The following is a 14,126-nucleotide window of genomic DNA, read 5'->3' on the forward strand; positions in this document are numbered from 1 at the left end:
ATCACGCCCGGCGATGTTCCGAGGGCGGCCGATTCCGCCTCAGCGGCCGTCGACGACGGACATGAACCCGGCGAAGGCGAACGCCGCGGGGATGAAGTACAGCAGGGTGCGGGTGATGAGCCACGTCGCCGCACCGACGACACCCCACAGCGCGTGGAAGCGCGCGCGGACCCGGAGTCGTCGGCCGTCCTCGGAGACGACCGTCCGCCCCTTCGTCCACTGCTGCTCGGCCTCCATGGCCTTCCGTGCGGCATCGAGGACGCTCTCGGCGTCCTGCCCCACCACGCGTTCGTCGCGGTACCGTTCGGCCTTCCGGACGAGCCGCGGGACGAGGTCGGTGAGGATGGCGTCGACGGCGATCCACGGTGCCGGGTAGGCGAAGTCGGCGGCGGGCTTGCTGAAGAACACGACCCGGTCGTCGAGGATCTCGACGTTGTAGTACGCGGCGGTGCTGATGAGCGACGACATCACGTCCGGCGTCAGGACGTACCGGGCGTCGACCCCGTAGCCGGATGGCGCGTACACCCGGAACCAGCGGTCGAAGTCGCCCTCGAGCGAGATCAGACCACCGCGGTCGAGGCCGGGTGGCAGGTCGCTGCGGACGGTGTCGTTCCTCGTCGCGTCGAGGAGGAGGTGCGGCAGCGGTGCCGGCAGCCGGACCACGAGGTAGTGCCAGTCCCCCGAACGCTTCACCTCGTCGAGGAGGTTGCCGAACTCGACCTCGTCGCGGACGAACCGGGGGTCCGACAGGAACTGCGGCCCGGGAGTGGAGACGAACGCGTTGTGGTATTTGCCGGTCGTGGTGATGAGCGAGGAGAACATCGCCCGAGACTTCGGCTCCTCGGTGAAGCCGTTCTCCGCCGCGGTCAGGTGTCGCCGCCACTCGGCCAGGCGTGCTTTCGGCGACGGTGGCCGTTGCGACCAGCGCAGGAGGAACCAGGCGCCGACGAGCAGCCCCACGAGGATGAGCGCGGCGACGACCAGGCCGATGACGTCGTCGGCTTCGACGCGACTGTCGTGGTACTCGTCGACGCTGACACCGACCGAGACGAGGGCGATCGCGAGATACCAGAGGACGAGGCTGAAGTAGAGGTGGAAGACCACTCGGCGCCCGGTGGGTACTCCCTTGGACCTGGCCGAGCGGCGCTCCTCCGCGATCGCGGAGGCGACCTCGTGCTCGGGTGCCGTCAGCCACCGCAGGTCCATCGACTCCGTCACCGACACCGACACTGTTCCCCCGTCACCCTCGACCTCCAAGCGTATTGCAGCCGGACCCGGTCGATGCTCGTCAGTGAGGCGCGGGATCGGCCTCGGGCCGAGCCATGGACCCCTGTCGTGCGCGGTGGGCGCGGACCCGGCCCCGACTGGCGCAGGCCGGCGACGGACACCAGTGGCGCCGACCGGAGGTGTCGAGGAACACCCACCGGCAGTCGACCTCGGCACACTGGTGCAGGAGCTGTCGGTCCGGTCCTTGCAGGGTGACGAGCGCTTGGACGGCGATCGCGGCGAGCGCCGTGTCGAACGGCATGCCGGCGACCTGGTCGCGCCAGGCCGGCTTAGCCGGGATCGTGGCGATCGCACGGACCTCCTGCGCCGCCTCGGCCGCCGGCTCCCGTCCGGCGACCGCCGCCATCGCCAGTTCGCGGAGCGCTTCCCGCAACCGCACCAGTCCGGCGAGGTCCGCATCGCTCAGCTCGTCCTGCGGCGGGAACCCGACGAGCCCGAGCCAGCGTCGTCCGGCTTCCGGCGTTCCGATGCGCTCGATCGGTCGCGTTCCGAAGCTCTGCCCCCGGGTGGCGAGCAGGTTCAGCCAGGTGGCTCCGCCGTCGAAGCGGAAGTCGGTCTCGGTCGTCATGGTTCGAGTGTAACGTGTCAACCGTTACAGTCGGGACGATCGAAGGAGAGACGATGCACGAGGTGTTCGATGTGGCGGCAGGCCGCGAACGATTGGCGGAGCTGCAGGACGAGACGACGACCGCGGCCTGGCGCGCGACGGTGGATGCGGCGGCGCCGGGCTTCGACGAGTGGATCGTCGGTGCCGTGTTCGGCGGGACGTACCAACGCGAGGGTCTGACGCCGCGCGACCGACAGCTGCTCATCATCGGTGCGCTGACCGCGCTCGGCGGCGTGGACCCACAACTCAGCGGTCATCTCACGACCTCGCTCCGGATCGGGATGACCCGCACGGAGCTCGCGGAGTCGCTCGTCCACCTCGTGCCGTACGTGGGGCTGCCCCGGGTGATGGCGGCCCTGCGGCTGCTGCCCGATGCGGCGACCGCCGGGGATGCCGACGCCCGATGACCCGGGTGATCCGCACGGTGCTCGGTGACATCGATCCGGCGACGGCGGGCGCGGTCGACTCGCACGACCACCTCTTCCTGCGGACACCGGTCCTGGCCGGTCAGGACCTGGTCGACGAGCCGGACGCCCTGGCGACGGTCGAGCGGTTCGCCGCGGCGGGCGGCGGGAGCCTCGTGCAGTGGACGCCTCGAGGTCTCGGCCGCGGGCTCCCGGCACTGCGACGGATCAGTGCGTCGACGGGCGTCCACCTCGTGGCGGCGACCGGCCGGCATCTGCGGCGCGTCTACCCCGAGGGCGCTGCAGCACCTACACCCTCGGCCGACGAGCTCGCAGCGGCGTTCATCGACGACATCGCCCGGCACGGGTGCGGACTGGTCAAGATCGGTGTCGGCCCCGACCGCCTCGCCGAGGACGAGCGGGACGCGTTGCGGGCCGCCGCAGTGGCGCATCACGCCACCGGAGCGCCGATCGCGGTGCACCTCGAGCAGGGCGCGGCGGCCGGCCTCGTCCTGGCGGCGCTGGACGCCGACGAGGTGGACCCGCGATCCATCGTCCTCGGGCATCTCGGCCGGAACCCCCACGTCGAGCAGATCCTCGACGCCGCGCGCTCCGGCGCGTGGGTGTGCATCGACACACCGTCGCCCGGCCACCCGATGGAGCCGAACCGGTTGGCGCGGATCCTCGAGGCCCTCATCGACGACGGACACCTGCGCACCCTGCTCCTCGGCGCCGACACGACCAGTGCGGCCTCCCGAGCACGACCGCGGGACGTCGGTCCGGCCGCCCTCCTGACGACGGTCGCACCCCTGCTGGCGCGCACCGTAGGCGAGGAAGCGGTGTCGACGATCACCCGCGACAACCCCGCCCGCGCCTGGGCGTTCGAGCTGGGGGATTCGACGCCCTAGGAACTGTCAGGACTGAGGCAGCAGGCGACTGGACACGGTGCGGGCCGCCGAGCAAGCCACGCTGCCTGAGATCTCCGAGGAGCTCATGCCCGCCAGAGATCGAGGGTGTCCCAGTGTGTCGGCGCGCCCAGGGACTCGATCGTAAGAGCTTCGGACGTTGGGAAGCCGCGGAACAGTGCTGCTACCCTCACCGGCCAATCGGTATCCGGATCGATCGATGCCAGCAGGTAGGCGATCACGGCCAGCGCATTGTAGGTGCCGTACACCTGTTTCGGATGCTCGGAGTCGCGCAGATGATCGAGCATCTCGATCAGTCGACGGTCGAAGTCGATGATCGCTTCGGCGTGCGAGAGACGTGTGCCCGGCCGGTATCCGCTGAGGATGCGGACCCGGGTGCGGCCATGCTCGTCGACATACGCTTCGGACAACCGGAACGGGTACAGGAAGCCGGTCAGACGGTAGTACCCGATCGATTCCACGACTCGGGCGGCATGATCGGGATCCGAAACCTCGAGGCCGTGGTACTCGAGTCGGGCGACCTGCTGCTCAACGGACAACCAGTCTTTGGCGTACTCGACCATGGACCTCCCCCGAACAGAAAATCAGCCCGCGCCTTTCGGCAACGGGCTGATCATGATGACTCCAGTCTAGCGCGCAGAGACGCGACGTTGAGCTTGGCGTCGTTGCGGCTGTGGACACCACGCACCGTACGGAGGTCGTGAGGATCGACGCGGAAGGCGTATGGAAACCGTGAGGACCGCCGATCCGGGCTGCTGACGGGTGTTGGCTCTGAGCTGTCCCGAACGGGACGCATCAGCACCACGCACCATTCACACACTGGAGTCCTCTTGCTCGACCTCGTCTACGTGCTCGGCATCATCGCCGTGTTCGCTGTGGTCGGCCTCGTCGCCCGGGGAGTGGAGAGACTGTGATCGTCTTCGAACTCCTCGCCGCCGTCTTGGCCGTCGCCGCCGTCGTGTACCTCGTGTACGCGCTCGTGAAACCCGAGAGGTTCTGATGCAGACCCTCTTCGCGATCCTCCAGGTCTCGACCCTCGTCCTGGTCCTCTTCCTGCTCTACCGTCCGCTCGGTGAGTACCTCGCGCGGGTGTACACCTCCGGCAAGGACTTCGCCGTCGAGCGGGGCTTCTACCGTGTGATCGGTGTCGACGCCCGCTCCGAGCAGACCTGGCAGGCCTACCTGCGCGGGGTGCTCGCCTTCTCGCTCGTCGGTGTCCTCCTCGTCTACGCCCTCCAGCGTGCGCAGGCCGTCCTGCCGTTCGCGCTCGGCCTCCCCGCCGTCCCCGAGGGCCTGTCGTTCAACACGGCCGTATCCTTCGTCACGAACACGAACTGGCAGTCGTACTCCCCCGAGGTCACGATGGGCTACACCGTGCAGCTCACGGGCCTCGCGGTGCAGAACTTCGTCTCCGCCGCCGTCGGCATCGCGGTCGCCATCGCCCTCGTCCGCGGCTTCGCGAGTCGGCGCAGCGGCACCATCGGCAACTTCTGGGTCGACCTCACCCGCGGCACCCTCCGTGTCCTGCTGCCGCTCTCCGTCGTCATGGCGGTCGTGCTCATCGCGGGCGGCACCATCCAGAACCTCAACGGCTTCACCGACGTCAGCACCATCACGGGTGCGACGCAGACCATCCCCGGCGGACCGGTCGCCTCGCAGGAGGCCATCAAGCTCCTCGGCACGAACGGCGGCGGGTTCTTCAACGCGAACTCCGCGCACCCCTTCGAGAACCCGACCGCATGGACGAGCCTCGTGCAGAACATCCTCATGCTCGCGATCCCGTTCTCCCTGCCGCGCACCTTCGGCCGCATGGTCGGCGACCACAAGCAGGGCTACACGATCCTCGCGGTCATGGGCGTCATCTTCCTCGCGTCGTTCTCGATCCTCACGGCGCTCGAAGCCCGTGGCCTCGGAGCGGCACCGATGGCGGCCGGCGGCGCGATGGAGGGCAAGGAGCAGCGCTTCGGGGTCTTCGCCTCGACGCTGTTCGGTTCGACCTCGACGCTCACCTCCACCGGTGCCGTCAACTCGATGCACGACTCCTACACGGCACTCGGCGGCATGATGCCGATGATCAACATGATGCTCGGCGAGATCGCCCCCGGCGGCGTCGGCTCAGGCCTGTACGGCATGCTCGTGCTCGCCGTCATCGCCGTGTTCATCGGTGGGCTGCTCGTCGGCCGCACCCCGGAGTACCTCGGCAAGAAGATCGGCCCGCGGGAGATCAAGCTCGCGAGCCTGTACATCCTCGTGACGCCGACGCTCGTCCTCGCCGGTACGGCACTGAGCTTCGCCATCCCCGGCGTCCGCTCGGACGTGGAGACGACGTCGATCTGGAACCCGGGCCTCCACGGCCTCTCCGAGGTGCTCTACGCCTTCACCTCCGCCGCGAACAACAACGGTTCCGCGTTCGCCGGCCTCACGGCGAACACCCCGTGGTTCAACACGGCCCTCGGTGTCGCCATGCTCCTCGGCCGCTTCGTCCCGATCGTGCTCGTCCTCGCGCTCGCCGGTTCGCTGGCCGCGCAGGACCGGGTGCCGTCGACCGCCGGAACGCTCCCGACCAACCGGCCGCAGTTCGTCGGCCTCCTCACCGGTGTCGCCGTGGTCATCACCGCACTCACCTACTTCCCCGTCCTCGCGCTGGGTCCCCTGGCGGAAGGGCTGTCATGAGCCACGTCCACCACGCACACCCCGTGGTCATCACCGCATCCACCTACTTCCCCGTACTCGCGCTGGGTCCCCTGGCGGAAGGGCTGTCATAAACCATGTCCACCACGCACACGCTTCCCGCCCCGGCGGAACCCGAGCAGGAACAGGACCACCACCACGAGCCCGCGAAGGCCGCGTTCGGTCCGGCACAGCTGCTCGCCGCGACCCCCGGCGCCTTCCGCAAACTCGACCCGCGACTCATGGTCAAGAACCCGGTCATGTTCATCGTCGAGGTCGGGGCCGCACTGACGACCGTCCTCGCGATCGCCGAACCGTTCCTCGGTGGGGCGCAGGAGTCCGGCGGCTCGGCCGTGCCGGCGTCGTTCACCTGGGGCATCGCGATCTGGCTGTGGCTCACCGTCGTCTTCGCGAACCTCGCCGAATCCGTGGCCGAGGGCCGCGGCAAGGCCCAGGCCGACAGCCTCCGCAAGACGCGCACCTCGACCATGGCGAACCAGGTCACCGCCTACGACGCCTCGGCGGATCCGTCCGCCGAGCACACGGCCACCGGCCAGGTCTCCTCGGCGGACCTCACCCTCGGCGACGTCGTCGTCGTGACCGCCGGCGAACTCGTCCCGGGTGACGGCGACATCGTCTGGGGCATCGCCTCGGTCGACGAGTCGGCCATCACGGGCGAGTCGGCCCCGGTCGTCCGCGAGTCCGGCGGCGACCGCAGCGCCGTCACCGGCGGCACCCGGGTGCTGTCCGACCGCATCGTCGTCCGCATCACCTCGAAGCCCGGCGAGACCTTCGTCGACCGCATGATCGGCCTCGTCGAGGGCGCGGCGCGGCAGAAGACGCCGAACGAGATCGCGCTCAACATCCTGCTCGCCAGCCTGTCGATCGTCTTCGTGATCGTCGCGCTCACGCTCAACCCGATCGCCTCCTACGCGGCGGCCCCCGTCAGCGTCCCGGTCCTCATCGCCCTCCTCGTCTGCCTCATCCCGACGACCATCGGTGCCCTCCTCTCCGCGATCGGCATCGCCGGCATGGACCGGCTCGTGCAGCGGAACGTACTCGCGATGTCGGGCCGTGCCGTCGAAGCGGCCGGCGACGTCACGACCCTGCTGCTCGACAAGACGGGCACCATCACCTACGGCAACCGCCAGGCGGTCGAGTTCATCGCCCTCCGCGGTGTCACGCCGGACGAGCTCGCGCAGGCCGCCGCCCGGTCCTCGCTCAGCGACCCGACGCCCGAGGGCAAGTCGATCGTCGACCTCGCCGCCGAGCGGGGTGTCCACCTCGGCGGATCCGTCGCCGGCGAGATCGTCCCCTTCACCGCGCAGACCCGCATGAGCGGCCTCGACCAGCCGGACGGCGCGCAGATCCGCAAGGGCGCCGGCTCGGCCGTGCTCGCCTGGGTGCAGGAGTCGACCCCGCTCGACGAGGCGATCCGCGCCGAGCTCCAGGAGCACGTCGAAGCGGTGTCCGCCGGCGGTGGCACCCCGCTCGTGGTGGCGCAGACCGACACCACCGGCACCGCCCGGGTCCTCGGTGTCGTCCGGTTGAAGGACGTCGTCAAGGCCGGCATCGCGGAACGCTTCGCCGAGCTGCGTGCGATGGGCATCCGCACCGTCATGATCACGGGCGACAACCCGCTCACGGCGAAGGCGATCGCCGCGGAGGCCGGCGTCGACGACTTCCTCGCCGAGGCGACGCCCGAGCAGAAGCTCGAACTCATCCGCAAGGAGCAGGAGGGCGGCAACCTCGTCGCGATGACCGGTGACGGCACGAACGACGCTCCGGCGCTCGCCCAGGCCGACGTGGGCGTGGCGATGAACACGGGCACCTCCGCCGCGAAGGAGGCCGGCAACATGGTCGACCTCGACTCCGACCCCACGAAGCTCATCGACATCGTGCGGATCGGCAAGCAACTGCTCATCACGCGAGGTGCCCTCACGACGTTCTCCATCGCGAACGACGTCGCCAAGTACTTCGCGATCATCCCGGCCATGTTCGCCGGGGTGTTCCCGGGGCTCGCCCTGCTGAACATCATGCAGCTGCACTCCCCGGCGTCGGCGATCCTCTCGGCGATCATCTTCAACGCGATCATCATCGTGATCCTGATCCCGCTCGCCCTCCGCGGCGTGAAGTACCGACCGCTCAGCGCCTCGAAGGTCCTCAGCCGGAACCTGTTGATCTACGGGCTCGGCGGTGTGATCGCGCCGTTCATCGGCATCAAGCTCATCGACCTCGTCGTGACGCTCATCCCCGGCTTCTAGCCGGACCCCGTCCCCTCGCCCCAGTACCCCAGCACACGAAAGCAGACAGAACATCATGAGTGCATCCCGCAGCGGCATCGCCCAGTACTGGGTCGCCATCAGGGCCATGCTCGCCCTCACCGTCGTCCTCGGCGTCGGCTACCCCCTCATCGTCACCGGGATCGGACAGGCGACGATGTCGTGGCAGGCGAACGGCTCGCCCGTCTCGGAGGGTGGGAAGACGGTCGGCTCGGCGCTCATCGGGCAGTCGTTCACCGACGCCGACGGCAAGCCGCTGCCGCAGTGGTTCCAGTCGCGTCCGTCCGCAGCGGGCGACGGCTACGACGGCGGCGCGTCGAGCGGCAGCAACCTCGGGCCGGAGAACACCGACCTCGTCGCCTCGATCGAGGAGCGCCGGGCGGCCATCGCCTCCTTCGAAGACGTCGATCCGGCGAGCGTCCCCGCCGACGCGCTGACGGCCTCCGCGTCCGGCCTCGACCCGCACATCAGCCCGGCGTACGCGCTGCTGCAGGTGCCCCGTGTCGCCGCCGAGCGCGGCCTCGACGAGGGCGAGGTCCGGGCCCTCGTCGAGCGTCTGACGCAGGGTCCCGACCTCGGCTACCTTGGGGAGTCCACGGTCAACGTCCTGCAGCTCAACCTCGCCGTGGCAGGACTGGACGGATAACACCATGCAGCGCGGACGACACAGCGCGGCCCCCGGGGTCGGCAAGACCTACGCCATGCTCCAGGAGAACTGAACACCATGCAGCGCGGACGACTCCGGGTGCTCCTCGGCGCGGCCCCCGGGGTCGGCAAGACCTACGCCATGCTCGAGGAGGGCCACCGCCTCGCCGCGGAGGGCGTCGACGTGGTGGTCGCGGTCGTCGAGACCCATGGTCGGGCCGCGACGGCCGCACTGACGGAGGGCCTCGAGACGCTGCCGCGCCGGGGCGTCGAGCATCGGGGTGTGACGCTCGACGAGATGGACCTCGAGGCCGTCCTCGAGCGCCGCCCCGGGCTCGCCCTCGTCGACGAACTCGCCCACACGAACGCCCCCGGCTCCACGAACGACAAGCGCTGGCAGGACGTCGAGGCCCTGCTCGCCGCCGGCATCCCGGTGCTGTCGACGGTGAACATCCAGCACATCGAGTCGCTCAACGACGTCGTGCGGCAGATCACCGGGGCACCGCAGCGGGAGACCATCCCCGACGCCGTGCTCCGGGCCGCAGACCAGATCGAGCTCATCGACCTCGCTCCACAGGCGCTCCGCGACCGGCTCGCCGGCGGCCGCGTCTACCCGGCCGAGCGGATCGACGCCGCCCTGTCCAACTACTTCCGCCTCGGCAACCTCACCGCCCTCCGTGAGCTGGCCCTGCTGTGGCTGGCCGACGAGGTCGACTCCGCCCTCCGCGACTACCGCGCCGAGCACGGTATCGACAGCACCTGGGAGGCGCGCGAGCGGGTCGTCGTGGCCCTCACCGGCGGACCCGAGGGCGAGACCCTGCTCCGTCGGGGCGCCCGGATCGCCGCCCGCTCCTCCGGCGGGGAGCTCATCGCGGTGCACGTGACGACGCAGGACGGCCTCCGCACCGCGAACCCCGGCGCGCTCGCGCAGCAGCGGGCGCTCGTCGACACCCTCGGCGGCACCTTCCACCAGGTCGTCGGCGACGACGTGCCGCGCGCGCTCGTGGACTTCGCGAAGGCGGCGAACGCGACGCAGCTCGTCATCGGTGTCAGCCGGCGCAGTCGCCTGTCGGCCGCCGTGACCGGCCCCGGCATCGGGAACACGGTCATCCGCGAATCCGGCAACATCGACGTCCACATCGTCAACCACGAGGCGGCCGGTGGGCGGTTCCGGCTGCCGAAGCTCGGCGGTGCGCTGAGTGCGCGGCGCCACATCGCCGGCTTCGCCCTCGCGCTGATCGGCGGGCCGCTCGTCACCTGGCTCCTCCACCTCGCCCGGACCGAGGAGTCGATCACGAGCGAGGTGCTCTCGTACCAGCTGCTCGTCGTGCTCGTCGCCCTCGTCGGCGGCTTCTGGCCGGCGGTGTTCGCGGCCGTCCTCTCGGGCGTCACACTCGACTTCGTCTTCGTCCAACCGCTGTACACCGTCACCATCGACGACCCGGCGCACCTCGTCGCGCTCGTGCTCTACGTGGTCATCGCGGTGATCGTGAGCGGTGTGGTCGACCTCTCCGCGCGACGCGCCCGGGTGTCGAGACGCGCGGCGGCGGAGTCCGAACTGCTCGCGACCGTCGCGGGCAGCGTGCTCCGCGGCGAGGGCGCCCTACAGGCGCTCGTCAGTCGGACCCGCGAGTCGTTCTCGCTGGCGGGGGTCCGGCTCGTGGCGGGCGAGCAGGTCCTCGCGGTCGACGGCGAACCGACCCGCGGCGGTGAGTTCACGAGCATCCCGATCGGCACCCGTGCGGTGCTCGAGCTGCACGGCGGCGTGCTCGCGGCCTCCGATCGCCGCCTGCTCGCCGTCATCGCTGCGCAGCTCGACGCCTCGCTCGAGCACACCGACCTGCGCGCCACCGCCCAGGAGGTCGGTCCACTCGCCGCGACCGACCGGGTGCGGAGCGCGCTGCTCTCCGCGGTCAGTCACGACCTCCGCCGCCCGCTCGCCGCCGCCACGGCCGCGGTGACCGGCCTGCGCGCGACCGACGTCGAGCTGACCACGACGGACCGCCAGGACCTCCTCGAGACCGCCGACGACAGCCTGCGCACGTTGGCGGCCCTCGTCACGAACCTGCTCGACGTCAGTCGTCTCCAGGCCGGCGTCCTCGCGGTGACGGTCGCCCCGATCGACGTCGAGGATGCGATCCTGCCGGCCTTCGACGAGCTCGGCATCGGGCCGCAGGACGCCGAGCTCGACCTCGCGCCCGACCTCCCGCCCGTCCTCGCCGACGCCGGCCTCCTGCAGCGCGTCATCGTGAACCTCCTGACGAACGCGCAGCGCTTCAGCCCTGACGACACCCCCGTCCGGATCGCGACGAGCGCGTTCCGCGGCGCCGTGGAGATCCGCATCGTCGATCACGGCCCGGGGATCGCGCCCGACCGACGTGAGGACGTGTTCGTCCCCTTCCAGCGGCTCGGCGACACCGACAACCTCACCGGCCTCGGCTTGGGCCTCGCCCTCTCGAAGGGCTTCGTGGAGGGGATGGGTGGCACACTCGAACCCGAGGACACCCCGGGCGGAGGTCTCACCATGGTGGTGTCGCTGCCGGCCGTGCCGACCGAGGAGCCAGCAGCCCGATGAAGATCCTGATCGCCGACGACGACCCGCAGATCCTCCGCGCCCTCCGCATCACGCTCACCGCGCGCGGCTACGAGATCATCACCGCTGAGGACGGCACCGCCGCACTCAACGCCGCGACGGAGCACCGCCCCGACCTCTACCTGCTCGACCTCGGCATGCCGGGACTCGACGGAAAGCAGGTGATCGAGGGGTTGCGCGGGTGGACCGACGCGCCCATCCTCGTCGTGTCCGGGCGGGCCGGTTCGACGGACAAGGTCGAGGCGCTCGACGCCGGGGCCGACGACTACGTGACGAAGCCGTTCGCCATCGACGAACTGCTGGCGCGGATCCGTGCGCTCACCCGCCGGGTGCCGGGGGCCGAGGCGGAACCGACCGTGCAGTTCGACGACATCGTGGTCGACCTCGCCGCGAAGCAGGTCACGAGACAGGTCCCCGGCGCCGCACCGGTCACCGTCCGCCTGACGCCGACGGAGTGGCAGGTGCTCGAACTCCTCCTCCGGAACGCCGGCAAACTCGTCACCCGGCAGATGCTGCTCACGGAGATCTGGGGGCCGACGCACGTGACCGACACCGGCTACCTCCGCCTGTACATCGCCCAGCTGCGGAAGAAGCTCGAGCCGGAGCCCGGTGCACCACGTCACCTGCTCACGGAGGCCGGCATGGGGTACCGCTTCCAGTTGTGAGCCGAGGCCGGGCAGGGTAACAGGTTGCCGCGTCTCCGGCTACGCCCCCGGAATCGCAGCTTGCACGCGTACCGTCGCAATCGCGTTCGGGCTTTCCGGACGAGACACACGCAGGTACCGCAGAAGCAGAGAGGATGGCTCCCATGACGCAGGTCATCGAAACCATCGACGTCGACGTTCCCGTCTCCGTCGCCTACAACCAGTGGACCCGCTTCGAGGACTTCCCCAAGTTCCTCGACGAGGTCGAGTCCATCACCCAGGTCACCGACGTCCTCACCGAGTGGACCGTCAAGGTCGCCGGTCAGACCCGCGTCTTCGAGGCGGAGATCACCGAGCAGCACCCGGACGAGCGCGTCGCTTGGACGAGCACCGGTGGCGAGGTCGATCACGCCGGCGTCGTCACGTTCCACCGTCTCGAGGACGCGAAGACCCGAGTCACCGTGCAGCTCGACTGGGAGCCCAAGGGCCTCCTCGAGCACCTCGGTTCGGCGCTCGGTGTGGACAACCACGCGATCAAGAAGGACCTCGGCAACTTCAAGCAGCTCGTCGAGACCGAGGGTCAGACCGGACAGGGATGGCGTGGCGATGTCGAGTGACGGCCCCCGCCCCGGTCCCCCGCACACGCACGACGACGTGAAGGACGCCGCGAAGCACGACGTGCCGAAGCCCGAGGAGGTCGACCCCGAGACGGGGACCGACGCCGAGGGCGACCCGGTCGAGAACCCTTCGGGCTAGTCAGGCACCACCCGCACCACCTCGCCACCCCTAGGCTCGGAGCATGAGTGCCCGCGCCGGTCAGGCGAACCCCCGCCCCGCGCTGTCCGCCGATCTCCGGCGGCGGCGCGGGGCGATCTTCGTCTTCATGCTGACCGTCGGGGTCGGCCTGTCGTCCTTCATCGTCCGAACGCCCGCCGTCCGCGACCTCGTCCACGCGAGCACCGCCGAGATGGGCCTCATCCTCTTCGGGATCTCCGTCGGGTCGATGACCGGCATCCTCTCGTCCGCGGCCCTCGTCCGGCGGTTCGGTGCGCGGCGGCCGATCGTCATCGGCGGGGCGGCGTTCGTCACCGGGCTGGCCCTGCTCGCCCTCACGGCGGGCGTCGGGCAGGGCATCGGTGTCTTCCTCGGTCTCGTCGGGATCGGCCTGGGCTTCGGCCTCGCGGAGATCGCGATCAACATCGAGGGTGCGCTCATCGAGCAGCTGTCCGGCCGATCGATCCTGCCCGTCCTCCACGGCTGCTACAGCCTCGGTTCCGTCCTCGGCTCAGTGGCCGGCATCGCGCTCACCGCGATCGCCTTCCCCGTGACGATCCACCTGCTGATCGTCGCGGCCGTCGCGCTGGCGGCGCTGGTGTGGGCGATGCCGAAGATCCCGGCCGAGACCGGAAGGCAGTCCGACACGGGCGCCGACTCCCCCGGGATCCGTGCGCAGCTCGCGGTCTGGCGGCAGCAGCGGGTCGTCTTCCTCGGGCTCATCGTGCTCGCCCTCGCGCTCGCGGAGGGTGCGGCCGGCGACTGGTTGCCGCTCATCATGGTCGACGGGCACGGCACCACGGCTGCCGTCGGGTCCATCGTCTTCGCCGGGTTCGCGCTCGCCATGACGATCGGACGGTTCTCCGGTGAGCCGTTGATCGCCCGGTTCGGCAAGGCGAACGTGCTGCGGGTGAGCGCGATCGTGTCGGCCGTCGGCATCGCCCTCGTCGTCTTCTCCGACAATGTGCTCGTCGCGGGGCTCGCGGTGCTGCTGTGGGGGCTCGGTGCGGCGCTCGGATTCCCGGTGACGCTCTCCGCGGCGGGCGAGAGCGACGACCCGACGACGACGGTCGGCGCGGTCGCCTCGGCGGGCTATGTCGCGTTCCTCGTCGGGCCTCCGTTGCTCGGCTTCCTCGGGGAGCACTTCGGGCTGCGGGGCGCGATGATCGTCGTCCTCGCGGTCGTCATCCTGGCGTCGTTCCTGACGTCCGCGGCGAAGCCGCAGCAGCGGACGGCCACGCCAGCCGGGCACTGAGCCTGTCCCCCGGTCCCTGAGCCGCCGGTCCCTGAGCCG

Annotated in this window: 14 protein-coding genes; 11 read left to right on the plus strand and 3 right to left on the minus strand. The window is 70.2% G+C overall.

What is annotated here, in order from left to right; all coding sequences use genetic code 11:
• Nucleotides 1-39: 39 nt before the first annotated feature.
• Entirely contained in the window at nucleotides 40-1,218 is a 1,179-nt protein-coding gene (locus ASF68_RS08665; RefSeq protein WP_157580267.1) for a hypothetical protein, read from the minus strand.
• A gap of 70 nt (nucleotides 1,219-1,288) precedes the next feature.
• Nucleotides 1,289-1,855 carry an ABATE domain-containing protein gene (locus ASF68_RS08670; RefSeq protein ID WP_056009329.1) on the minus strand — a complete coding sequence of 189 codons (567 nt, stop codon included), beginning with the start codon at nucleotides 1,853-1,855 and terminating at the stop codon, nucleotides 1,289-1,291.
• Between the two features lie 53 nt (nucleotides 1,856-1,908).
• On the opposite strand from ASF68_RS08670, the gene ASF68_RS08675 reads away from it, so the two are divergent.
• Nucleotides 1,909-2,301 carry a carboxymuconolactone decarboxylase family protein gene (locus ASF68_RS08675; protein ID WP_056009331.1) on the plus strand — a complete coding sequence of 131 codons (393 nt, stop codon included), beginning with the start codon at nucleotides 1,909-1,911 and terminating at the stop codon, nucleotides 2,299-2,301.
• Nucleotides 2,298-3,206 carry a hypothetical protein gene (locus ASF68_RS08680; RefSeq protein WP_056009332.1) on the plus strand — a complete coding sequence of 303 codons (909 nt, stop codon included), beginning with the start codon at nucleotides 2,298-2,300 and terminating at the stop codon, nucleotides 3,204-3,206. The genes ASF68_RS08675 and ASF68_RS08680 overlap by 4 nt, the downstream gene beginning before the upstream one ends.
• 83 nt (nucleotides 3,207-3,289) lie before the next feature.
• On the opposite strand, the gene ASF68_RS08685 is transcribed toward ASF68_RS08680, so the two are convergent.
• On the minus strand, nucleotides 3,290-3,787 hold the full coding sequence (locus tag ASF68_RS08685) for a hypothetical protein (protein ID WP_056009334.1): 498 nt from the start codon (nucleotides 3,785-3,787) through the stop codon (nucleotides 3,290-3,292).
• Nucleotides 3,788-4,134: 347 nt separating this feature from the next.
• Here ASF68_RS08685 and kdpF point away from each other — a divergent pair, with 347 nt between their 5' ends.
• The 9 genes from kdpF (at nucleotide 4,135) to ASF68_RS08725 (ending at nucleotide 14,087) form a co-directional block, all read left to right on the plus strand.
• Complete coding sequence (gene kdpF, locus ASF68_RS08690) at nucleotides 4,135-4,224, plus strand: K(+)-transporting ATPase subunit F (RefSeq protein WP_056009336.1); 90 nt, start codon at nucleotides 4,135-4,137, stop codon at nucleotides 4,222-4,224.
• Nucleotides 4,224-5,897, plus strand: a complete 1,674-nt coding sequence (kdpA, locus tag ASF68_RS08695) for a potassium-transporting ATPase subunit KdpA (RefSeq protein WP_056009338.1) — start codon at nucleotides 4,224-4,226, stop codon at nucleotides 5,895-5,897. Before kdpF ends, kdpA begins: the two co-directional genes overlap by 1 nt.
• 95 nt (nucleotides 5,898-5,992) lie before the next feature.
• Nucleotides 5,993-8,158, plus strand: a complete 2,166-nt coding sequence (gene kdpB / locus ASF68_RS08700) for a potassium-transporting ATPase subunit KdpB (RefSeq protein WP_082498547.1) — start codon at nucleotides 5,993-5,995, stop codon at nucleotides 8,156-8,158.
• Nucleotides 8,159-8,213: 55 nt separating this feature from the next.
• A complete protein-coding gene (kdpC, locus tag ASF68_RS08705; RefSeq protein ID WP_056009340.1) occupies nucleotides 8,214-8,822 on the plus strand; it encodes a potassium-transporting ATPase subunit KdpC in 609 nt (202 codons plus the stop codon).
• Between the two features lie 78 nt (nucleotides 8,823-8,900).
• Entirely contained in the window at nucleotides 8,901-11,396 is a 2,496-nt protein-coding gene (locus ASF68_RS08710) for a DUF4118 domain-containing protein (RefSeq protein WP_056009342.1), read from the plus strand.
• Complete coding sequence (locus ASF68_RS08715; protein ID WP_056009344.1) at nucleotides 11,393-12,079, plus strand: response regulator; 687 nt, start codon at nucleotides 11,393-11,395, stop codon at nucleotides 12,077-12,079. Before ASF68_RS08710 ends, ASF68_RS08715 begins: the two co-directional genes overlap by 4 nt.
• Nucleotides 12,080-12,222: 143 nt before the next feature.
• Entirely contained in the window at nucleotides 12,223-12,675 is a 453-nt protein-coding gene (locus ASF68_RS08720) for an SRPBCC family protein (RefSeq protein ID WP_056009346.1), read from the plus strand.
• Nucleotides 12,665-12,814 (plus strand): hypothetical protein, encoded by a 150-nt coding sequence (locus ASF68_RS18715; RefSeq protein ID WP_157579871.1) that lies wholly within the window; start codon nucleotides 12,665-12,667, stop codon nucleotides 12,812-12,814. The genes ASF68_RS08720 and ASF68_RS18715 overlap by 11 nt, the downstream gene beginning before the upstream one ends.
• A 43-nt stretch (nucleotides 12,815-12,857) precedes the next feature.
• Nucleotides 12,858-14,087, plus strand: coding sequence for an MFS transporter (locus tag ASF68_RS08725; protein WP_056009348.1), 1,230 nt, complete (start codon nucleotides 12,858-12,860; stop codon nucleotides 14,085-14,087).
• Nucleotides 14,088-14,126 lie beyond the last annotated feature (39 nt).

It is taken from the genome of Plantibacter sp. Leaf314 (genome assembly GCF_001423185.1).
GTDB lineage: Bacteria > Actinomycetota > Actinomycetes > Actinomycetales > Microbacteriaceae > Plantibacter.